Genomic DNA, 20,313 nt, shown 5'->3' on the forward strand with positions numbered 1-20,313 from the left:
GCCGCGGCCGGCGCAAGTCGCACAATGCGAGACGGCTTGTCTCACAACCCACAGCGGTGGTTACAGGGACGACAGGTGGACGGAGCGTGACCTACTTTACCGGCCGTACCGGCGCGGAAATTTCGCCGGTGCGATCGCGCTCGGTCATGTCGACCACCGTGGCCATCGGCGCGATGAGCTCGTAGACATAGCTGACATCGGTGAAGTAGCGTTTTGCGGTGCCGCCGAGCGCTTCCGGAGCGACGCGGTCGAGCAGGATGAGGCCGAAATCGCTATCTTCACGCCGTGTCGCCGCGCTGGTGTTGAACTCTTCCCAGCGGAAATGAAAGACCGTGTCGGGCTCCTCGCCCGTGACTTCCCAGTTCGCGACGATATGCGGATGCTTGCCGACCAGCGACAGGCCCTCGTCGGAGTGCGAGGCCAGCTCGAAAAACAACAGCGAGAGCGACTGCGCGGCGCGCGCGCTGACGGCGATATCTGGGCCGTTGACGACGATGCGGTCGGCATGCGGGATCGCGCGCGACTCGAACAGGCCCTTGAGCTTGACGCCCTGCCACTGGCTTTCGCTGAGCAGCGTCACCACGTTCGACATCGCATGGATGCGGCCGATCAACAGCTCGCGTGCCACATCCATGTCGGAGCCGTGACGCAGCGTGCGCGTCACGATCGACTGGATCACAGCCAGGATGTTCTTGACCCGGTGGTTCAGCTCGTCGATGACGGCGGTCAAGCGCCGCTCGAAGCCGATCCGCACCTGGATCTCGCGGCTGAGCCGCAGATTGTTGTAGGCGACATAGCCGAACAGGCCACAGACGATGCCGGTGAGCGCCAGCCCAATGGCCGCCACGACGATCGCGGTCTGCTGCGCACGCTGCGCGGCGTTGTTCTTGGCGTAATAGCCGAGCGACCAGTCGCGGCCGCCGAACGTTACCGTCCGCACCACCGACGGCAGCGGATCGCCCTGCCTCACCGCCCGCAGCGTGACGACGCCCTGGTCGTTGGCGACATATTCGTCGTTGGCGTCATCAGGGTCCTTCAACACCACCGAGAACAACGAGCGGTCGTCATCGGTCAGCATCAGCGGCGCCAGCTCGTAGGAAAAGGTGACGAAGCCGGCCGGCTCCGAACTGCCCTCCAGCAGAATCGGAGACGCCAGCACGAGACCGATCGGCCCGTTCTGGCGCAACAGCGGGATCGGGTCCGACGCCAGCGGCTTGCCGGTTGCCGCCGCCTGCGCCAGCATCGGCCCGATCACCGAGTGCCGGTCGTAGGCGCGGCCGGGAAAACCGAGCGTGTCCGGACTGCGCGGCTCGAGGTCCATCAGCACGTCGATCGGCTTGTTGATGGTCCGGAGATCCAGCGGCTTGTCGTCGAAATCCCTGATCGTCGGATTGGTGAAGCCGGCCCCCTTCAGCTCCGCCTGCGCCGCCGCCAGATCGCCTGGCTTGAGACGCGCGATCCAGGACGCGATCACAAAATCGGTCTTGAAGGCATAGATCGCCGAACGCAGCGGCTGCAGCATGTTGGCCTTCACTACTGAAGGTGAGCGAAACAAGCCGGATGCAACGCGTGCGAGCAATTCGCGCTCGGTCAGCCGGTCCTGCGCCAGGCTGGCATGAACGTCGATGGCGCGCGACAGTGCGATGCCGTCAATCGCCAGTTCCTGCTCGTGGACGCGATAGGCCGCCAGACCGGAGAGCAAAACTCCGATCAGGGCAATAAAGCCGATAATGAAGCCCAGCCGAACCACTCGCTTACTCGGGAATGACGTGTTGGCGAAGACGTATTGGAAGCATTACGGGGTCTGCCGGGGCAGAGACACGTGGCAATAGCGCGAAGGCCAAGCGCGGCGAATATGACGGAGCGATCATCAGCACGCAACTGACAGCCTGGCAGCGGGCAACAACACGGCAGCCGTTAACGCTGATTTGGCGGCGCCAGAAGTTGATAATCTGACAGCGTCGATTTGGTTCCGGCGCGGGCGGACAAATCCGAGGGGCTGGCGGCGGACCGAGCATTAATGTTAACGCGCCGCTCACCTGCCGCTGGCCTGACCGCTCGTTCGGCCGCCTGTTCATCCGGGCCCCGCGGGGCCGGCTACCCCGGCCTACCGGGCCTTGGCGGCCGGGCGCAGGCCGCCCTTGGTCTCGATGAAGCCGATGATGCGATCGAGCCCCTCGCTCTTCTTCAGATTGGTCATCACGAACGGCCGCTCGCCGCGCATCCGCTTGGCGTCCGTCTCCATCTTCTCCAGCGACGCGCCGACATAAGGCGCCAGGTCGATCTTGTTGATGACGAGCAGGTCCGAGCGGATGATGCCGGGGCCGCCCTTGGAGGGAATCTTGTCGCCGGCGGCAACGTCGATCACGTAGATCGTGAGATCGGCAAGTTCGGGCGAGAATGTCGCGGCGAGATTGTCGCCGCCGGATTCGATCAGCACCAGATCGAGATCGGGAAATTTCGCGCGCATGTCGGCAACCGCCGCGAGATTCATCGAGGCGTCCTCGCGGATCGCGGTGTGCGGGCAGCCGCCGGTCTCGACGCCGGCGATGCGGTCCGGCGTCAGCGACCCCGAGCGCACCAAGAATTCGGCGTCCCATTTGGTGTAGATGTCGTTGGTGATGGCGGCGATGTCGTAGTGCTCCCGCATCGACTTGCAGAGCAGGTCCATCAGCGCGGTCTTGCCGGAGCCGACGGGACCGCCGACGCCGATCCGAAGCGGGCCGTGAGAATTAGACATGTGAACAGTTCTCTCTGTTGTCGTCCCTGCGAAAGCAGGGACCCATAACCATCGAACTCAATTGTAGCAAAGGCCGGAGCCCCAGCCCGGCGTAACAGCAAACATTTGTGGTTATGGGTCCCCGCGTTCGCGAGGACGACGAGTGGAAAAAGCCGTCACGCGTCATGACCGGAACAGCCGCGTATATTGCGTCTCGTGGCGGAGGCTGGCGAGGTCGGCGCGGAAGGTGGCGCTGCCGAGATCGTCGAGCGAGGCGGCAAGCGCTCGGCTGGCGGTCGAGGTGACCTCAGTTTCCAGGCTCGCGAGAATGCGCTGGCTGTCGGTTTGCCCGAGCGGCACGAGGCGCGCGCCGGCCGAAATCCAGTTCGAAACCACGGCATGCAGGAAGGCATGAATTGCCGGCGCAAGCGGAACGGCATGGGCAGCGCTGACGACACCGACCGCGACGGGATAAACGATCGCGCTGCCGCTCGCAGCAACCATGCTGTCGAGGCCGTCGCAGGCCCAGGCGGCGCGCGCGATATCGATGAAGGCGCGGCCCTGCGTTGTCGTCTCGAGCTGACGCTCGCGCGAGGGCACGAAGGCAGCCGCGAGTTCGGCAACCTCGCGCAACGCCGTAGCATCCTGCCCGGACGCGGCGCGATATGCCTGCGCCAGAAACGCGGCGTCGCAGAAGCCGGAACCGTCAACCAGCATCGCGGCCAGCCAGTCGCGCAGCGATGCGGCGTCGGTGATATCGCCCGCCTCCACCGCCCATTCGATGCCGCTGGAATAAGAGAATGCACCGACCGGGAAGGACGGCGACAGCCAGGTCATCAGCCGGTACAGCGCCGCTGCCTCCTCCGCATTCATTCCACTGCTCGCGTCGGCGGGCGCAGGCTCACTTGTGGTCATGAGCATGAGAGTGATCGTGGTGGTGATGATCGTGGTCGCAATGTTCGTCGTGGTGGTGATGGTGCGCGTGATCATCATGATCGTGGCCGTGGTGGTGCGCGGCATGATCATGCGAAGCCTGCGCATAGGCGCCGCCTTCCGGATCGAACGGCGCCTCGATCTCGATGATGCGCGCACCCAGCCCCCTCACCATCGCCTCGATGACGTGATCGCGGCGGATGCGCAGGCCCTTCGGCATGATCTGGGTCGGCAAATGACGGTTGCCGAGATGCCAGGCGATGCGGACCAGATGCAAGGGATCGACGCCCCGGATCTCGATCAGGGGCTCGGCGGCCGCGACCACCTCGATCAGCCTGCCGTCCTCTAGCACCAGCGCGTCACCGCCGCGCAGCGCCACCGCATTCTCCAGGTCGAGCAGGAATTCGAGCCCGCGCGTTCCCGTCATCGCCATCCGCCGCCGGTGCCGGTCGTCGAAATCGAGCACCACGGTGTCGGCGGCTGCTTCTGTCCAGCGATGCTGGCCCAGGACTTTTGTCGCGCGGATCATGACGTGGGCCTCAAAGCCTCTCCACAATTTCTCTCCCGTTGGCTTTTCTTGTCAGCGGGTCTCGACTTTTTCGGGCGTGATCACTTCGATCTTCGGTGGCGCTGACATGCATTTGACGGCGACGCGGCCGAAAGTCTTCATGTGCTCGGCGCCACGATGCGGTACCAGCGCCTCGGCATTTTCCCACTGCTCGACGAACACCATCTTTGAGGGATCAGTGACGCTCTCGTGCAGGTCATAGGCGATATTGCCGGGTTCTTTCCGGGTTTCCTTGATGCAGGCGGTGGCGGCGGCGATGAAATCGGCGCGCGTTTCGGGCTTGATGGTCAGCGTGGCAACGACGTAGATCACTAGATCCCTCCCGGATTTTTGTTCTGGCTAACGTTCCGGGCCAGACCTTAGAACATGAAATACCGCTGCGCCATGGGTAGAACCTCTGCGGGCGCGCATGTCAGAAGCTCGCCGTCTGCGCGCACCTCATAGGTCTCGGCATCGACCTCGATCTTGGGCGTCGCGCCGTTATGGATCATGCTCTTCTTGGAAATGCCGCCGCGGGTGTTTTTCACCGGATAGAGCGTCTTGGCTATACCGAGCTTGCGCGCCAGCCCGCCGGTAATGGCGGCCTTCGAGGTGAACACCACCGAGGAGGCCGTCAACGACTTGCCGAAGGCGGCGAACATCGGCTGGTAATGCACCGGCTGCGGCGTCGGGATCGAGGCGTTCGGATCGCCCATCGGCGCCGCCACGATCGAGCCGCCCTTGATGATGCAATCCGGCTTGACGCCGAAGAACGCCGGTGACCACAGCACGAGGTCGGCGAGCTTGCCCTTCTCCACCGAGCCGATCAGTTTCGAGACGCCATGCGCGATCGCGGGGTTGATGGTGTATTTGGCGATGTAGCGCTTGACGCGGAAATTGTCGTTGTCGTTCCCCTTGTCCTCCGGCAGCGCGCCGCGCTGCTTCTTCATCTTGTCGGCGGTCTGCCAGGTGCGGATGATGACTTCGCCGAGCCGGCCCATCGCCTGCGAGTCCGACGACATCATCGAGAGCGCGCCGAGATCGTGCAGGATGTCTTCGGCTGCGATGGTTTCTTTGCGGATGCGGCTTTCGGCAAACGCGAGATCCTCCGCAATCGACGGATCGAGATGGTGGCACACCATCAGCATGTCCAGATGCTCGTCGATGGTGTTGCGGGTGAAGGGGCGCGTCGGGTTGGTCGAGGACGGCAGCACATTCTTCAAGCCGGCAATCTTGATGATGTCAGGCGCATGGCCGCCGCCGGCGCCTTCGGTATGGAAGGCGTGGATGGTGCGGCCCTTGAAGGCTTTTACCGTGTCCTCGACGAAGCCGGATTCGTTCAGCGTGTCCGAATGCAGCATCACCTGGACGTCGTAATCGTCGGCGACGGCGAGACAGTTGTCGATCGCCGCCGGCGTGGTGCCCCAATCCTCATGCAGCTTCAGCGCGCAGGCGCCGGCCTTGATCATCTCGACCAGTGCAGCGGGACGCGCGGCATTGCCCTTGCCAGATATGCCGAGATTGACTGGGAAGGCGTCGAACGACTGGATCATCCGGCCCATGTGCCAGGGGCCGGGCGTGCAGGTGGTCGCAAAGGTGCCGTGCGAGGGCCCGGTGCCGCCGCCGAGCATCGAGGTGACGCCACTCATCAACGCATGCTCGATCTGCTGCGGGCAGATGAAATGGATGTGGCTGTCGAAGCCGCCGGCAGTGAGAATTTTTCCCTCGCCCGCGATCACGTCGGTGCCGGGGCCGATGATGATGGTGACGCCGGGCTGGATATCGGGATTGCCGGCCTTGCCGATCGCCGCGATCATACCCTCCTTGATCGCAACGTCGGCCTTGACGATGCCCCAGTGATCGACGATCAGCGCATTGGTGATGACAGTATCGGCAGCGCCCTGCCGGTTGGTGACCTGCGACTGCCCCATGCCATCGCGGATCACCTTGCCGCCACCGAACTTCACCTCCTCGCCATAGGTGGTGAAGTCTTTTTCAACCTCGATGATGAGATCGGTATCGGCCAGCCGCACTCTGTCGCCGGTGGTCGGCCCGAACATGTCGGCATAGACGCTACGTTTGATTTTCACGGACATGACGGACTCCAGCTTTCGGTGTTTCGTGCCAATTGCAGGCATGGCGACTCGGGGCCACCCCTCTCCCCAACCCTCTCCCGCAAGGGGAGAGGGAGCCTGACCAGCGTGCTCACCTCACCTCACATCGCATCACGACTGCTCCTCGACGTCTTTGGCATCAGTCAGGGACGCACCGGCGGATGGGTTCCCTCTCCCCTCGCGGGAGAGGGTTAGGGAGAGGGGTGCCGCTTGCTCCGCTGCCTGCAGAATGAAAAGAACAGCTCCCTCAAGATTCTTCATTACGTCGTTGTTGGTGAAGCGCGGTACGCGATAGCCGCGAGACTCGAACCATCGGTCACGCGTAATGTCGTGTCGAATGCGCTCCTCAAAATCGTGGCTCTCGCCATCGACTTCAACGACGAGCTTGCAAGAGTGAGCAGCGAAATCCGCGATGTAATTGCTCATCGGGACTTGGCGGCGAAATCCTAGCCCCGCGAGCCGTTTCGCTTTTAGATGGCGCCATAGCAACGTCTCCGCACGAGTCATCTCGCGCCTTAAACGCTTGGCGCGATCGCGCTGAACCTTGCTTACCTCGTCGTGTGGCATACCCCTCTCCCCAATGCTTCCCCGCAAATGAGGGAGCCCGGCTAGCGTGCTCTCCTCACATCGCATCATGGCCTTCTGCAAGTTGCACCTTCGCGTGACTAGCACGTGTTAGGGGAGCATCGGCGGTAGGGTTCCCTCTCCCCTTGCGGGAGAGGGTTAGGGAGAGGGGTGCCGCTTGCTCCGCTGCATGAGGAAGAGCGTGGACAATGTCCTCAACGACATTAGACGTCATCGCGCTCAGCTGGTTGATGCGATGTCGCGTTCCGTCTCCCGTCAGCGCCCGCGGCTTACCCCTCTCCCCAACCCTCCCCCGCAAGGGGGGAGGGAGCCCGGCTAGCGTGCTCACCTCACAATAATTCACAGCTTCCCCTGCACGTCGCCACGGAAGCCGTAGATGGTGCGCTTGCCGGCGAGGGCGACCAGTTGCACGTCACGCGTTTGCCCCGGCTCGAACCGCACCGCGGTGCCGGCGGCGATGTCGAGGCGCATGCCGCGGGATCTTTTGCGGTCGAATTTCAGTGCGGGGTTGGTTTCGAAGAAATGATAGTGCGAGCCGACCTGGATCGGGCGGTCGCCGGTATTGGCGACGGTGAGCGTCACCGTCTTGCGGCCAGCGTTGAGTTCGATCTCGCCGTCCTTGATGAAGCGTTCGCCGGGGATCATGTACCCTCCTCTGTCATTCCGGGGCGACGCGCAGCATCGAAACCGGACGTTCGAGATAATAACCTCTGGATTCCGGGTTCGGCCGCTTTGCGGCCGCCACGGAATAACGATGACTATCGTATCGGCTCGTGCACGGTGACGAGTTTTGTACCATCCGGAAACGTCGCTTCGACCTGGATGTCGTGGATCATCTCGGGAATGCCATCCATCACCTGCGCGCGGGTCAGGACCTGGGCGCCGGCTTGCATCAGTTCGGCGACAGTGCGGCCGTCGCGGGCGCCTTCGACGATGAAGTCGGAGATGATGGCCACCGCCTCGGGGTGGTTGAGCTTGACGCCGCGCTCGAGCCTACGGCGCGCCACCATGGCCGCCATCGAGATCAAGAGCTTGTCCTTTTCGCGGGGGGAGAGATTCATGCGAGCACTCTGGTGATTGTCTCTAATTGAGCCACAGCGGTTAATTGAGCCAAAGTCTTGGTAGCGCCGCGGCGCTGGCGCGGCCGAGCACCGTCATCATATCGGCGCGGAGCCGGGCCGCATCTTGGGCACAGAAGCGCGCCATTGCAAATCCATTCCAGCAGGAGATGCCGACCTCGCCACCAAACGTTTCCGAGGCTTCGCGGATGCGCTCCACGACTGCCTCATCGCCGGGCACAATCAGCGCGGTGCCGATGGCAACGCCGCCATTGGCCACGGCCGGCCGCGCCAGCTTTGCGCCGATGTCGCCGTCGAGCCGGATGGTCTCCGCAAACACCAGCTTGCCGCCGCGGCGCAGGCGCCAGCGGTCGACGAACTCGCCGTGAAGCATCCGCTCGCCCATCGCGGCGCGGCCGAACACGACGATTTCGCAGAGCAGAAGCGAGGCATCTTCGGCCAGGTCGATGTCGATGCGCCTGACAATTCGCGCGCGGTCGAACAGGATAGTCTCCTGCGGCAGCCAGGCGAGATGCGCACCGGCTTCCGCCTTCAGGGCGATGCTGAGCTGGGCGGCGGCGCCGGGCGCACGATAGACCTTTTCGGCCGCCGCCGTCGTCAGCGTCAGCCGCGTCCCCTCGCCTGCCCCGATATCGATATCGAAGCGGTCTCCGCCGGCAATGCCGCCGGCGGTGTTGACGAACACGCCGAATAGTCCTTCCGCTTCAGGAGAAGGAAAGCGGACGCGCAGCGAGCCGGATTCGTGCAGGTCGCCACGGCGGGTGACGCCATCCTGCAGATGCACGCCGAACCGCACCGCGCCTTGCGCGCGGTTGGCCGCGAACGTTACTGACGCCGCGCGCGTGATATCGGTCCGCATCCGTCCCCCAAACGGTGTGTGCCGCGCTCGAAAACGTTACAGCGCCATCTGGCGACTGATCTCCGCGGGATCGAGATTGGCGCGGTCGCAGGCATATTTCACCGCACCGCGGTCCATGACCGCAAAATTGTCGCCGAGCTCGCAGGCAAAGTCGAGATATTGTTCGACCAGCACGATTGCGATGTTGCCGAGGCTGCGCAGGTAAGAGATCGCGCGGCCGATGTCCTTGATGATCGAGGGCTGAATGCCTTCGGTCGGCTCGTCCAATAGCAACAGTTTCGGCCGCATCACCAGCGCACGGCCGATCGCGAGCTGCTGCTGCTGGCCGCCGGAGAGGTCGCCGCCGCGCCGCCCCAGCATCGTATTCAGCACCGGAAACAGCGAAAACACGTCGTCGGGGATATAGCGATCCTCGCGCTTGAGCGGCCCGAAGCCGGTCTTGAGATTTTCCTCAACCGTGAGCAGCGGAAAAATTTCGCGGCCCTGCGGCACGAAGCTGATGCCGCGCCGCGCGCGTTCATAAGGTTTCAGACCGGTGATATCGTGACCATCAAGCGCGATCGAGCCACTGGCGATCGGATACTGGCCGACCATCGCGCGCAGCAGCGAGGTCTTGCCGACGCCGTTGCGGCCCAGCACGCACGTCACCTTGCCGGGCTCGGCGGATAGCGAGACGCCGCGCAAGGCTTGTGCTGCGCCGTAGTAGAGATTGATGTTGTCGACGTTGAGCATGCCGCACGTCCTCGTTATGGCGAATCGCGAATGGCGAGTAGCGAATAGGGACGAGCAAGTCCCCGTTCCTTCTTTTCCCATTCGCTATTCGCTACTCCCCATTCGCCTCTTCATCTTCCCAGATACACTTCGACCACGCGCTCGTTCGATGAGACCTGATCGATGGTCCCCTCCGCCAGTACCGTGCCTTCGTGCAGGCAGGTGACCTTGACGCCGAGTTCGCGCACGAAGGTCATGTCGTGCTCGACGACCATGACGGTCTTTTCCTTGTTGATTTCCTTCAGAAGCTCGGCGGTCTGATGCGTCTCGACATCTGTCATGCCCGCGACCGGCTCGTCGACCAGCAGCAGTTTTGGGTCCTGCGCCAGCAGCATGCCGATCTCCAGCCACTGCTTCTGGCCGTGTGACAGGCTGCCCGCAAGACGGTTGCGTGCATCGGTCAAACGGATGGTTTCGAGCACGCGGTCGATCCGCTCGGATTCGTCCCTGCTGCCGCGCCAGAACAGCGTGCCCCTGACGCTGTGATCGACATTGAGCGCCAGCAACAGATTGTCCTCGATGGTCTGGCTCTCGAACACCGTCGGCTTCTGGAATTTGCGGCCAATGCCGAGTTCGGCGATATGGGTCTCGTCCAGCCGCGTCAGGTCGGTCATGCCATCGAACAGCACTGTGCCTTCGTCCGGCTTGGTCTTGCCGGTGATGATGTCCATCATAGTGGTCTTGCCGGCGCCGTTCGGGCCGATGATGGCACGCATCTCGCCGGGCTCGAGGGTGAGCGAGAGATTGTTGATGGCGTGAAAGCCGTCGAACGAGACATGCACGCCGTCGAGGTAGAGCAGCGCCGAAGTGGTCCTTCCCTCCATGACACTCATGCGCTCACTCCGCCGGCTTCGGTTCGCCGACGCCGTCTTCGAGCGCGGCGCTTTCGGCATTGGCTTTTTCGGTTGCCTTCCGGGATTCCCGCCAAGCGTTGAAGGTGCCGACGATCCCCTTTGGCAGCAGCAGCGTCACCAGGATGAACAGCGCGCCCAGCATGAACAGCCAGTACGGCGCCAGCGGGCCCGAGGTGAAATAGGTTTTTGCGTAGTTGACGACGACGGCGCCGAGCGCCGCGCCCACCAGCGTGCCGCGGCCGCCGACGGCAACCCAGATCACCGCTTCGATGGAGTTGCCCGGTGCAAATTCGCTCGGATTGATGATGCCGACCTGCGGCACGTAGAGCGCACCGGCAACGCCGGCCATGCAGGCCGAGAGCGTGAACACGAACAGCTTGTAGGACTCAACGCGGTAGCCGAGGAAGCGGGTCCGCGACTCGGCATCGCGGATTGCGATCAGGACCTTGCCGAGCTTCGAGGTTACCACCGCCCGGCAGATCAGGAAGGCCACGATAAGCGCCAGGCAGCTGAGCGCGAACAGAGCGGCGCGAGTGCCGTCGGCCTGTACGTTGAAGCCGAGGATGTCCTTGAAGTCGGTCAGGCCGTTATTGCCACCGAAGCCGAAATCGTTACGGAAGAACGCCAGCAGCAGCGCATAGGTCATCGCCTGGGTGATGATCGAGAGATAGACGCCGGTGACGCGAGAGCGGAACGCCAACCAGCCGAAGCAGAACGCGAGCAGGCCGGGAACAAGAATGACCATCAGCGCCGCGAACCAGAACATATCGAAGCCGTGCCAGTACCAGGGCAGCGCCGGATAGTTCAGAAACACCATGAAGTCGGGCAGGATCGGATTGCCGTAGACGCCGCGGCTGCCGATCTGGCGCATCAGGTACATGCCCATGGCGTAGCCGCCGAGCGCGAAGAATGCACCGTGGCCGAGCGAGAGAATGCCGCAATAGCCCCAGATCAGGTCGATCGAGAGCGCCAAAATGGCGTAGCAGGCGTATTTGCCGAACAGCGCGACCAGATAGGTCGGCACCTGCAGCGCCGAGCCTGCAGGCAGCAGGAGATTGGAGAGCGGGATCAGCACGCCGAGGCCGGCGACCACCACCAGGAAGATGGTGGCGCTGCGATCGAGCGAGCGCGTGAGGACGTGCGGTGTCATGCTTCCACCGCCCGGCCCCTGAGCGCGAACAGGCCGCGCGGACGTTTCTGGATGAACAGGATGATCAGCACCAGGATGGCGATCTTGCCGAGCACGGCGCCCGCCACCGGCTCCAGGAACTTGTTGGCGATGCCGAGCGTGAAGGCGCCGACCAGCGTGCCCCAGAGATTGCCGACGCCGCCGAACACGACCACCATGAAGCTGTCGATGATGTAGCTCTGGCCGAGGTTGGGGCTGACATTGTCGATCTGCGACAGCGCCACGCCGGCAATCCCGGCAATGCCCGAGCCGAGACCGAAGGTCAGCGCATCGACGCGCGAGGTCGCGATGCCCATCGAGGCCGCCATGCGCCGGTTCTGCGTCACCGCGCGCATCTCGAGCCCGAGCGCGGTGTAACGCAGCATCGCAAGCAGGATGACGAACACCGCGAGCGTGAAGCAGAGAATCCAGAGCCGGTTGTAGGTGATGGTGATCTGCCCGAGCTCGAACGCACCGCTCATCCAGGAGGGATTGCCGACCTCGCGGTTGGTGGGCCCGAACGCGGTGCGCACGGCCTGCTGCAATACCAGCGACAGGCCCCAGGTCGCGAGCAGCGTTTCCAGCGGACGACCATAGAGGAAGCGGATGATGCCGCGCTCGATCGCTACACCGACGGCGCCCGCGACGAGGAACGCCAGCGGCACCGCGATCAAGAGCGAATAATCGAACAGGCCGGGATATCTGCTGCGAATGACCTCCTGCACCACGAAGGTGGTGTAGGCGCCCAGCATCACCATCTCGCCATGGGCCATGTTGATGACGCCCATGACGCCGAAGGTGATGGCGAGCCCGATCGCGGCGAGCAGCAGCACCGAGCCCAGTGACAGGCCGTACCAGGCGTTCTGCACCATCGACCACATCTGCAGATTGCTCTGGATCGAAGCGATCGCGCTTGCGGCCGCACGTGCGACATTGGGCGGCACGTCGCTACCCAGCCCGGTCAGCAGCGCCATCGCTTCCTGGTCGCCCTTCGCCTTGACGATGGCGACCGCTTCGAGCTTTTCGACCTCTGTCGCGTCGGACTTGTAGAGCAGGATGGCGGCACGGGCTTCCGCGAAGGCGGCCTTAACGGACTTGTTGGTCTCCTTCGCCAGGGCGCCGTCGATCACGGACAGCGCACTCTCCTCGTGGCTCTTGAACACCGATTGCGCCGCCGCGATCCGCTTGGCCGGATCGGGTGACAACAGCGTCAGCCCGCCGAGCGCGGCCTCGACGGCGCGGCGCAAGCGGTTGTTGAGGCGGACGGCGGCCGCGTTGTCCGGCAGCTTGTCCACGGCAGCGCCGGTCGCGGCATCGATGATCTTGCCGTCGGCCTGCGTGACGAAAACCTTCTTGGTATCAGGATCGGCTGATAGCCGCCCTTCCTGCAGCGCGCTGATGATCGGAAAGGCCAGCGGATTGCCCGACGTCGCGACCGCGCCGATCGCCTCATCGGTGTCGGAAAAATCGTCGTTGGCGAACTTGGCGACCGCGTCCTCGAACGGGCCCGCCAGCGCCGGCGCCGCAAAGGCTGCAGCCAAAAGGATCGCGAGCAAAAGCCCGCGAAGGCGATCAAGGAAATTGGCAGACACAATACGACCCCGGCAGGAGTATGGGGAGAAGGCGGCGGCAGCGCCGCCTTCTCCCGTCGTTCTCTTCGAAGAACTCTTGGAAGTTCCTTTATTGCAACTCAGGCGATCCTGATCCTGTCGGACCAGATCGAGATCATGATCCAGTCGGATCAGATCGGGATCATGATCCTGTCGGATCAGATCGGGATCAAGTGCCCTGACCGCCGCACTTGTTGGTCTTGGTGTTGTAGTTGCCGCACTTCTTGCCGACCCAGTCGCCGATCAGGTCCTTGGAGCCCTCGAGCTCCTTCGACCAGGCGTCGCCAGCAACAAGGCCCGGGGTCTTCCACACCACGTCGAACTGGCCGTTGGCTTTGATTTCGCCGATGAACACCGGCTTGGTGATGTGATGGTTGGGCAGCATCTTGGAGGTGCCGCCGGTCAGGTTCTTTGCTTCGATGCCGGGCAGCGCGTCGATCACCTTGTCCGGATCGGTCGACTTCACCTTCTCGACCGCCTTGACCCACATGTCGAAGCCGATGACGTGCGCTTCCATCGGATCGTTGGTCACGCGCTTCGGATTCTTGGTGTAGGCCTGCCAGGCCTTGATGAACTTCTCGTTCTCGGGCGACTTGATCGACTGGAAGTAGTTCCAGGCGGCGAGATGGCCGAGCAGCGGCTTGGTGTCGATGCCGGCGAGTTCTTCTTCGCCGACAGAGAACGCGACCACCGGAATGTCGGTTGCCTTGATGCCCTGGTTGCCGAGCTCCTTATAGAAGGGAACGTTGGCGTCGCCGTTGATGGTGGAAACCACGGCGGTCTTCTTGCCGGCCGAGCCGAACTTCTTGATGTCGGCCACGATCGTCTGCCAGTCACTATGACCAAACGGCGTGTAGTTGATCATGATGTCTTCCTGCTTGACGCCCTTCGACTTCAAGTAGGCTTCGAGGATCTTGTTGGTGGTGCGCGGATAGACGTAGTCGGTGCCGGCCAGCACCCAGCGCTTCACCTTCTCGTCCTTCATCAAATAATCGACGGCGGGGATCGCCTGCTGGTTCGGCGCAGCACCGGTGTAGAACACGTTGCGCTCGCTCTCCTCGCCCTCGTATTGCACGGGGTAGAACAGGATCGAGTTCAGTTCCTTGAATACCGGGAGCACGGACTTGCGCGACACCGAGGTCCAGCAGCCGAACACGACCGAAACCTTGTCCTTGGTGATCAGCTCGCGCGCCTTTTCGGCAAACAGCGGCCAGTTCGAGGCGGGGTCGACGACGACAGGCTCAAGCTTCTTGCCGAGCACGCCGCCCTTCTTGTTCTGCTCCTCGATCAGGAAGAGAATGGTGTCCTTCAGCGTGGTTTCGCTGATGGCCATGGTGCCGGAAAGCGAATGCAGGACGCCGACCTTGATGGTCTCCTGCGCGTTGGCGTTCGAGAACGCAGCCAGACCCAAAACCAGGCCGGCAGTGGCCGCTAGCCAGCGGCGGCGGCTCAGCGTCGCTATATCGTGAGTCAATTTTGTAAGCATGAAATGTCATCTCCCTGACGCAGGCGTTGAACGCTGCGAACGGCCCCACGGCCGCCTGCGTTAGAGGGAATCGCAAGAACCATGCCATGGCTCGATGGCCGGATAAGCTTTTATAATCGCTTGGAAATTCCGGCTACGCGAAAACCGGCGGCGAGAAATCTGCCTATTTATTAGACAGCATAAATGTATGCTTTGGCGGCAAACCATCTACTTTTTGTGCAAATGCCGCAATTTGGCTAAATTTCTTGCACGAATTTTGATCGTCTGGGTTGGCCGGGCGGCACGGGCGCGACCTGCCCGATCGGTTTCTTTAACCGCGCTGGCGAGGCGCGCCGAATTCACCTTGAAAGCGGAGCGCGGGTGCTCCATATGACTGCCGTGACCTAGAGAATCATCAGGTCCCTGCGAGCCGCGTGTTCTGATCCCGTTTTGCGGTTTCTGGCTTGCCCCCTTCAGCTAGCAAAACCGACGCCCCAAACACGCGGGTGTCTTAAGACACACTCGCGCGCTCCTGGCTGACATCGCCGGGCGCCTGCTTTTTTAATGGAAAGAACCACCCTTTTGACCTCCTTTCAGGATTTCGGCCTTGCCGATCCCATCTCGCGTGCGCTCAAGGAAGAAAATTACCACACGCCCACGCCCATCCAGGCCCAGACCATTCCCATCGCATTGACCGGCCGTGACGTGGTCGGCATCGCCCAGACCGGCACCGGCAAGACCGCGGCGTTTGCGCTGCCGATCCTGCACCGGATCCTGGAGAACCGCATCCGGCCACAGCCGAAGAGCTGCCGCGTGCTGGTGCTGTCGCCGACCCGCGAGCTGTCAGGCCAGATCCTTGACAGCTTCAACGCCTATGGCCGCCATATCCGCCTGACCTCGGCGCTCGCGATCGGCGGCGTGCCGATGGGCCGCCAGGTCCGCTCGGTCATGCAGGGCGTCGAAGTGATGGTGGCGACCCCCGGCCGTCTGCTCGATCTCGTCCAGAGCAACGGGCTGAAGCTGAACCAGGTCGAGTTCCTGGTGCTCGATGAAGCCGACCGTATGCTCGACATGGGCTTCATCAACGACATCCGCAAAGTCGTCGCCAAGCTGCCGATCAAGCGGCAGACGCTGTTCTTCTCGGCCACCATGCCGAAGGATATCGCGGAACTCGCCGAATCCATGCTGCGCGATCCTGCGCGGGTGGCGGTGACGCCGGTGGCCTCGACGGCCGACCGGATCAGCCAGCGCATCATCCAGGTCGATTTCGCGGCCAAGCCGGCGGTGCTGGCGCAGCTTTTGAAGCAGGAACCGGTTGACCGCGCGCTGGTGTTCACCCGCACCAAGCACGGCGCCGACAAGGTGGTGAAGGTGCTGGCCAAGGCCGGCATCGAAGCCAATGCGATTCACGGCAACAAGTCGCAGAACCACCGGGAACGCGTGCTGGCGGCGTTCCGCTCCGGCGAGATCCGCACGTTGGTCGCCACCGACATTGCCGCCCGCGGCATCGATGTCGACGGCATCAGCCATGTCGTGAATTTCGACCTGCCCAATGTTCCCGAAACCTATGTCCACCGCATCGGCCGCACCGCGCGCGCCGGCGCCGAGGGCGTCGCGATCTCGCTGATCGCGGGCGCCGAGGAAATGGGCTATCTGCGCGACATCGAGCGGCTGATTCGCATTGCGCTGCCGCGGGAAGACCGCAGGACGCCGGGCCACCGTGACGCGGCGCCGGCCGCCGCCCAGCACCGGGGCGGACGGCCTGGAACACGCGTCCACGCTAGCCGTTCCCATGAACCGGCCCCAAGCGCAAAAGGCCCTCGCCGACGCCGCCGCGGTGGTGGTAATAATGCGCAGCAGCCGAACAGGCACGAAGCGCCGCGTCCTGCCCAGCAGGGCGGCAAGAGCCAGGCCGGCCACAGCGAAGGCATTCAAGGCGTCGCCTTCTTGCATCGCGAGAGCCGTCCGAATAATCAACCGAACCGTAGCCACCGACCACAGCGCTAGCCTCGATCGATCTGGAGACCACCATGGCTAAAGAAGAGCTGATCCAGTTCGAAGGACTGGTGACCGAAATTCTCCCCGACGCGCGCTATCGCGTGCAGCTCGATGCCGGACACGAGATTGTTGCCTATACCGCGGGCAAGATGAAGAAGAACCGGATCAAGACGCTGGCAGGCGACCGCGTGACGATCGAGATGTCGCCGTATGATCTGGAGAAGGGTCGCCTGATCTTCCGACACAAGGACGAGCGTCCGTCGACACCGGGCGCCCCACGCGGCGCGCCGCCGCGCGGCGGCCAGTTCCGCCGCCGGTAAACAGATCGTAAACGCCCTCGAAATCGCGCTCGACGCGGCCGCGTCGCGCGCGAACGAGGGCGGCTGGCCGGCCGAATCAAAAAATCGCACGTCAGGATTGTTTTGAACCCTACTATCGAATAATATTAGGTATCGATTTTCGGCCGGACGACATTAGCTATCCACCGGTACAGCCGGTTTAGACGCTGACGACCCTTCCAAAAATTCGATCTCACCAGCCCATCGAAAGGTGGGCTACGACTTGTCTATCTGAGAAGGGACTACCCCCGTGAGCATGGGAACCGTGAAGTGGTTTAACGCTACCAAGGGCTATGGCTTCATCCAGCCGGATGACGGCGGCAATGACGTGTTCGTGCACATCAGCGCAGTCGAGCGTGCCGGCCTCGGAACGTTGCGTGAAGGCCAGAAGATCTCCTACGAAATCGTGGCAGATCGCCGCTCTGGCAAATCTTCGGCCGACAATCTGCGCGCCGCCGGATAAAGGATTTGCTCCGGCCTCGGCCGAGAAATCCAGTTCGAAATATAGAAAGGCCGCGCTGATGCGCGGCCTTTTTATTTTGGTTGGTGCGAGCATCTGGCTATCGACGAAGAACGCGCAGGGGCTGCGTCTTCGCGGAGCTCACGTAGTAAAGAGATCGTAACCGACCGCTGCTGAAATCGGTCACATCTGAGATCTCCCTGTTTTTCGGCAATTGAATTAAGGGGCACTTAGGGGGGCTGCGGCTACGATCGCGCGCTTTTGGATAGCCAAGGGGCGCTCTCGTGCAATTCCGTCTTCAGCAGCTTCTTTCCCGTTTCCGCCGCGATCAACGCGGCAATGTCGCGGTAATTTTCACGATCGCAGCGATCCCCCTGATATCGGCCGTCGGCTGTGCGGTGGATTACTCGCAGGCGACCCGAATAAAGGCCAAAATGCAAACCGCGGCGGACGCTGCGAGCATCGCCGCGCTTGCACAGAAGTCGCCTGGCTTTCTCGCAGCTTCGGTCATGACAGGCAACGGCTCGGTCACCGCCGGCGTTACCGATGCCAACAATGTCTTTGATGCCAACATGAATGGGGTCACCGGCTACCAAAATCTGGCTCGCAACAGCACCGTTACGAAGACCGGAATCAAGCTGGCTGCCAGTGTCACGTTCTCGGCCGACGTACCGGTAACCTTCATGAAAGTGGTCGGGTTTCAGAAATTGACGGTGACGGGCGTTTCAAGTTCGGCCGCCTCGTTGCCGCCGTATCTCGATTTTTATCTGACGCTGGACGTCTCGGGCTCGATGGGCCTGGCGTCGACGCCCGCCGAACAGACGCGGCTTTCCCAAGTCAATCCGGATAATTATCGCCAATATCCCACCGGCTGCACCTTCGCCTGCCATTTTGCGCCGCAGAACAGCGCGTGCACCAATACCGGGACCCAGGCATACCCAACGAACAACTACTGCATGGGCTATGCCATCTCGCGCGTCAGCCAAAGCGGCTACAAGGGTCTGCTCTCGAACACGACAGTCAATTCGACTTATCCCAAGGGCAAGAAGCTCCCAGATACGATGGTGCCCGGCCTGCCGAATTCGCTGTATACGGCCTTGCCGCCCGTTTCATCCTGCGAGACCGACGGCACCGACGCCTGCATCCAGTTGCGCCTCGACGCGGTCGGCTACGCCCTGAACGAATTATTCAAGACCGCGAACACCGAGAAGAAGGTTGCCAACCAGTTCCGGATCGGACTCTACCCGTTCATTCGGTACCTCTACGCCTATTTTCCGCTGACCAGCAGCATCAACGGCGATCCCAAAACCTCCGGCACCATCAACTACGCGGCCGCAAACCTTGCCACGCAGCTTGACACAAATATAAATGCAAACCTTGGCTCCGGCGGCACGCATATCAGTGCCGCGCTTACTTCGGTCAATAACCTCATCTCCGGCGGCACCGGCGCCGTCGGCGACGGCAGCACGCCGACCACCCCGCAGCCTTACGTCTTCCTCGTCACCGACGGCGCACAGAACAACCAGGTCAAGGGCGTTCCCAACGGTTCCTGGTCGGGCAGCAACCACGCTACCACGATTGATCTCCAGAACAGTCTGGCGACCGTTCCCTCCTGCGAAGCCCTCAAGAACCGCGGCATCATCGTTTCCGTGCTCTACATTCCCTATGAAAAGATCGATCCCGTGAATACGAGCTTTGCCGGCAATGAAGGCACCTATGCCAACGACAACATTAAGTTTATTCCGGCCAGCCTGAAGAAATGCGCGTCGCCCAGCTTCTTCTACACCGCGAGCACGCCCGATGAGATCAAAGCGGCGCTGAACGCCATGTTCAAGCACGCGCTGCAGACCGCACATATTACGCACTGACCTGACAGAAGGGCCGGCCATGAGCCTCCCAATGGGCTGTTTGGCCGGCAAGACCCGTCGTCAAAATCGGCCACGACTGCGGATGTCCCCAGACGGCAAGGCGCCCGGAACGACCACGAAGAGACTAAGGTTTCCGTTCGGCGGCCAGGCAGACGATCGATGCAGGAAATACCGCGCTGCTGGCGCGCGCATTAGATCCTGATCCGATCGAAGCCGTACGGCACCGCTTTCCAATGCAGCGGATCGGGCTCGCCCTTACCGAAGCCGGACCAATTCACCCACGAAACAGCGGCGCCCGTCGTCCAAGGTAAGATCGCCACTAGTTTAATGCTACGAGCCCTGACAAGTGGCGTAGCCACCCGTCGGATATGTAATACAGAGCTCCGTCCGCGGACGCGTGTAGGCGGCACCGTTAAAGGTGAGGCCTGTCTTCGCCAGCACATAGCCGACGGCCGGTGTATATTTGTAGCTGACCTTGCTCCAGATCACGTATGTGCCCTTGGCCACGACGAGAGTCGACGGCAATGTCACAATGTCATCCTTGTTATGAGGCGCCGCCGCGATATCGACATTTCCGGACGCATCGATCGTCAGCCCCTTGCTCCACTGAACCTTAGCGACTCCCGATGCATCGACGTAAACCTGCGTAATCGAGGATATCAACGGCGATGCCGGGTAGGGTGTCATTATCGCCTTTGCCGCTTGACCAAAATTTTTGAGGTCGGCATCTGCCACGCTCTTCGTCTGAGACGTCAGATCGGAAAGCGTTCGCGCAGCCAGGGTGGCCTTGCGATCCACAGAAATGGCCGACGAAATCTCGACCACTCCGAAGACCATCACCACCATCATCGGCAAGATCATGGCAAACTCAACCGCCGCAAGGCCGCTGCGATCGTCCAACAGACTGCGCACGCGAAGCGACATCTTCTGCATCAGGGACACCAT

General features: G+C 62.3%; 20 protein-coding genes. 4 read left to right on the forward strand and 16 right to left on the reverse strand.

The annotated features are described in order from the left end of the window. Positions 1–91 precede the first annotated feature (91 nt). The 15 genes from YUO_RS0122545 to urtA form a co-directional block, all read right to left on the reverse strand. The gene (locus tag YUO_RS0122545; RefSeq protein ID WP_028349311.1) at positions 92–1,750 is read right to left on the reverse strand and encodes a CHASE domain-containing protein; all 1,659 of its coding nucleotides are present in this window, start codon (positions 1,748–1,750) and stop codon (positions 92–94) included. 357 nt (positions 1,751–2,107) lie between these two features. Further along, positions 2,108–2,740 carry an urease accessory protein UreG gene (ureG, locus tag YUO_RS0122550; protein WP_028349312.1) on the reverse strand — a complete coding sequence of 211 codons (633 nt, stop codon included), beginning with the start codon at positions 2,738–2,740 and terminating at the stop codon, positions 2,108–2,110. A gap of 162 nt (positions 2,741–2,902) precedes the next feature. Then, positions 2,903–3,640 (reverse strand): urease accessory protein UreF, encoded by a 738-nt coding sequence (locus YUO_RS0122555; protein WP_028349313.1) that lies wholly within the window; start codon positions 3,638–3,640, stop codon positions 2,903–2,905. After that, on the reverse strand, positions 3,621–4,181 hold the full coding sequence (locus YUO_RS0122560) for an urease accessory protein UreE (protein WP_028349314.1): 561 nt from the start codon (positions 4,179–4,181) through the stop codon (positions 3,621–3,623). Before YUO_RS0122560 ends, YUO_RS0122555 begins: the two co-directional genes overlap by 20 nt. A 51-nt stretch (positions 4,182–4,232) precedes the next feature. Then, complete coding sequence (locus YUO_RS0122565) at positions 4,233–4,532, reverse strand: putative quinol monooxygenase (protein ID WP_028349315.1); 300 nt, start codon at positions 4,530–4,532, stop codon at positions 4,233–4,235. Between the two features lie 47 nt (positions 4,533–4,579). Further along, complete coding sequence (gene ureC, locus YUO_RS0122570) at positions 4,580–6,295, reverse strand: urease subunit alpha (protein WP_028349316.1); 1,716 nt, start codon at positions 6,293–6,295, stop codon at positions 4,580–4,582. A 129-nt stretch (positions 6,296–6,424) separates the two neighbouring features. After that, a complete protein-coding gene (locus YUO_RS41410; RefSeq protein ID WP_051379586.1) occupies positions 6,425–6,880 on the reverse strand; it encodes an endonuclease domain-containing protein in 456 nt (151 codons plus the stop codon). A gap of 357 nt (positions 6,881–7,237) precedes the next feature. Further along, positions 7,238–7,543: an urease subunit beta gene (locus tag YUO_RS0122580; RefSeq protein WP_028349317.1), complete on the reverse strand. Its 306-nt coding sequence runs from the start codon at positions 7,541–7,543 to the stop codon at positions 7,238–7,240. A gap of 113 nt (positions 7,544–7,656) precedes the next feature. Then, positions 7,657–7,959 carry an urease subunit gamma gene (locus tag YUO_RS0122585; RefSeq protein WP_028349318.1) on the reverse strand — a complete coding sequence of 101 codons (303 nt, stop codon included), beginning with the start codon at positions 7,957–7,959 and terminating at the stop codon, positions 7,657–7,659. Between the two features lie 40 nt (positions 7,960–7,999). Beyond that, positions 8,000–8,836 carry an urease accessory protein UreD gene (locus tag YUO_RS0122590; protein ID WP_028349319.1) on the reverse strand — a complete coding sequence of 279 codons (837 nt, stop codon included), beginning with the start codon at positions 8,834–8,836 and terminating at the stop codon, positions 8,000–8,002. 36 nt (positions 8,837–8,872) lie between these two features. Further along, positions 8,873–9,568: an urea ABC transporter ATP-binding subunit UrtE gene (gene urtE, locus YUO_RS0122595; RefSeq protein WP_028349320.1), complete on the reverse strand. Its 696-nt coding sequence runs from the start codon at positions 9,566–9,568 to the stop codon at positions 8,873–8,875. Between the two features lie 110 nt (positions 9,569–9,678). Continuing rightward, positions 9,679–10,440 carry an urea ABC transporter ATP-binding protein UrtD gene (gene urtD, locus YUO_RS0122600; protein WP_028349321.1) on the reverse strand — a complete coding sequence of 254 codons (762 nt, stop codon included), beginning with the start codon at positions 10,438–10,440 and terminating at the stop codon, positions 9,679–9,681. Positions 10,441–10,444: 4 nt separating this feature from the next. After that, positions 10,445–11,611, reverse strand: a complete 1,167-nt coding sequence (gene urtC / locus YUO_RS0122605) for an urea ABC transporter permease subunit UrtC (RefSeq protein ID WP_028349322.1) — start codon at positions 11,609–11,611, stop codon at positions 10,445–10,447. Then, positions 11,608–13,221, reverse strand: a complete 1,614-nt coding sequence (urtB, locus tag YUO_RS0122610) for an urea ABC transporter permease subunit UrtB (RefSeq protein ID WP_028349323.1) — start codon at positions 13,219–13,221, stop codon at positions 11,608–11,610. Before urtB ends, urtC begins: the two co-directional genes overlap by 4 nt. A gap of 187 nt (positions 13,222–13,408) precedes the next feature. Next, positions 13,409–14,725, reverse strand: a complete 1,317-nt coding sequence (urtA, locus tag YUO_RS0122615) for an urea ABC transporter substrate-binding protein (RefSeq protein ID WP_028349324.1) — start codon at positions 14,723–14,725, stop codon at positions 13,409–13,411. A gap of 543 nt (positions 14,726–15,268) precedes the next feature. Between urtA and YUO_RS0122620 the strand changes: the two genes are divergently transcribed. The 4 genes from YUO_RS0122620 (at position 15,269) to YUO_RS0122635 (ending at position 19,368) form a co-directional block, all read left to right on the forward strand. Continuing rightward, entirely contained in the window at positions 15,269–16,711 is a 1,443-nt protein-coding gene (locus YUO_RS0122620; RefSeq protein WP_028349325.1) for a DEAD/DEAH box helicase, read from the forward strand. A 23-nt stretch (positions 16,712–16,734) separates the two neighbouring features. Then, positions 16,735–17,022: a translation initiation factor IF-1 gene (infA, locus tag YUO_RS0122625; protein ID WP_028349326.1), complete on the forward strand. Its 288-nt coding sequence runs from the start codon at positions 16,735–16,737 to the stop codon at positions 17,020–17,022. Between the two features lie 268 nt (positions 17,023–17,290). Then, positions 17,291–17,503, forward strand: coding sequence for a cold-shock protein (locus tag YUO_RS0122630; protein WP_002714433.1), 213 nt, complete (start codon positions 17,291–17,293; stop codon positions 17,501–17,503). A 281-nt stretch (positions 17,504–17,784) separates the two neighbouring features. Further along, the gene (locus YUO_RS0122635; protein WP_028349327.1) at positions 17,785–19,368 is read left to right on the forward strand and encodes a TadE/TadG family type IV pilus assembly protein; all 1,584 of its coding nucleotides are present in this window, start codon (positions 17,785–17,787) and stop codon (positions 19,366–19,368) included. Positions 19,369–19,698: 330 nt separating this feature from the next. Here the strand turns inward: YUO_RS0122635 and YUO_RS0122645 are convergent, their stop codons facing one another. Continuing rightward, positions 19,699–20,301, reverse strand: a complete 603-nt coding sequence (locus tag YUO_RS0122645) for a TadE/TadG family type IV pilus assembly protein (protein WP_028349328.1) — start codon at positions 20,299–20,301, stop codon at positions 19,699–19,701. Positions 20,302–20,313 lie beyond the last annotated feature (12 nt).

It is taken from the genome of Bradyrhizobium murdochi (genome assembly GCF_000472965.1).
Taxonomy (GTDB): domain Bacteria; phylum Pseudomonadota; class Alphaproteobacteria; order Rhizobiales; family Xanthobacteraceae; genus Bradyrhizobium; species Bradyrhizobium murdochi.

What these genes read in the sequence shown, in the direction of transcription:
- ureG (WP_028349312.1), bottom strand. Translation starts at nt 2,740, where the DNA reads ATGTCTAATTCTCACGGCCCGCTTCGGATCGGCGTCGGCGGTCCCGTC.
- YUO_RS0122555 (WP_028349313.1), bottom strand. Translation starts at nt 3,640, where the DNA reads ATGCTCATGACCACAAGTGAGCCTGCGCCCGCCGACGCGAGCAGTGGA.
- YUO_RS0122560 (WP_028349314.1), bottom strand. Translation starts at nt 4,181, where the DNA reads ATGATCCGCGCGACAAAAGTCCTGGGCCAGCATCGCTGGACAGAAGCA.
- ureC (WP_028349316.1), bottom strand. Translation starts at nt 6,295, where the DNA reads ATGTCCGTGAAAATCAAACGTAGCGTCTATGCCGACATGTTCGGGCCG.
- YUO_RS41410 (WP_051379586.1), bottom strand. Translation starts at nt 6,880, where the DNA reads ATGCCACACGACGAGGTAAGCAAGGTTCAGCGCGATCGCGCCAAGCGT.
- YUO_RS0122580 (WP_028349317.1), bottom strand. Translation starts at nt 7,543, where the DNA reads ATGATCCCCGGCGAACGCTTCATCAAGGACGGCGAGATCGAACTCAAC.
- YUO_RS0122585 (WP_028349318.1), bottom strand. Translation starts at nt 7,959, where the DNA reads ATGAATCTCTCCCCCCGCGAAAAGGACAAGCTCTTGATCTCGATGGCG.
- YUO_RS0122590 (WP_028349319.1), bottom strand. Translation starts at nt 8,836, where the DNA reads ATGCGGACCGATATCACGCGCGCGGCGTCAGTAACGTTCGCGGCCAAC.
- urtE (WP_028349320.1), bottom strand. Translation starts at nt 9,568, where the DNA reads ATGCTCAACGTCGACAACATCAATCTCTACTACGGCGCAGCACAAGCC.
- urtD (WP_028349321.1), bottom strand. Translation starts at nt 10,440, where the DNA reads ATGAGTGTCATGGAGGGAAGGACCACTTCGGCGCTGCTCTACCTCGAC.
- urtC (WP_028349322.1), bottom strand. Translation starts at nt 11,611, where the DNA reads ATGACACCGCACGTCCTCACGCGCTCGCTCGATCGCAGCGCCACCATC.
- urtA (WP_028349324.1), bottom strand. Translation starts at nt 14,725, where the DNA reads ATGCTTACAAAATTGACTCACGATATAGCGACGCTGAGCCGCCGCCGC.
- YUO_RS0122620 (WP_028349325.1), top strand. Translation starts at nt 15,269, where the DNA reads ATGGAAAGAACCACCCTTTTGACCTCCTTTCAGGATTTCGGCCTTGCC.
- infA (WP_028349326.1), top strand. Translation starts at nt 16,735, where the DNA reads ATGGCTAAAGAAGAGCTGATCCAGTTCGAAGGACTGGTGACCGAAATT.
- YUO_RS0122645 (WP_028349328.1), bottom strand. Translation starts at nt 20,301, where the DNA reads ATGCAGAAGATGTCGCTTCGCGTGCGCAGTCTGTTGGACGATCGCAGC.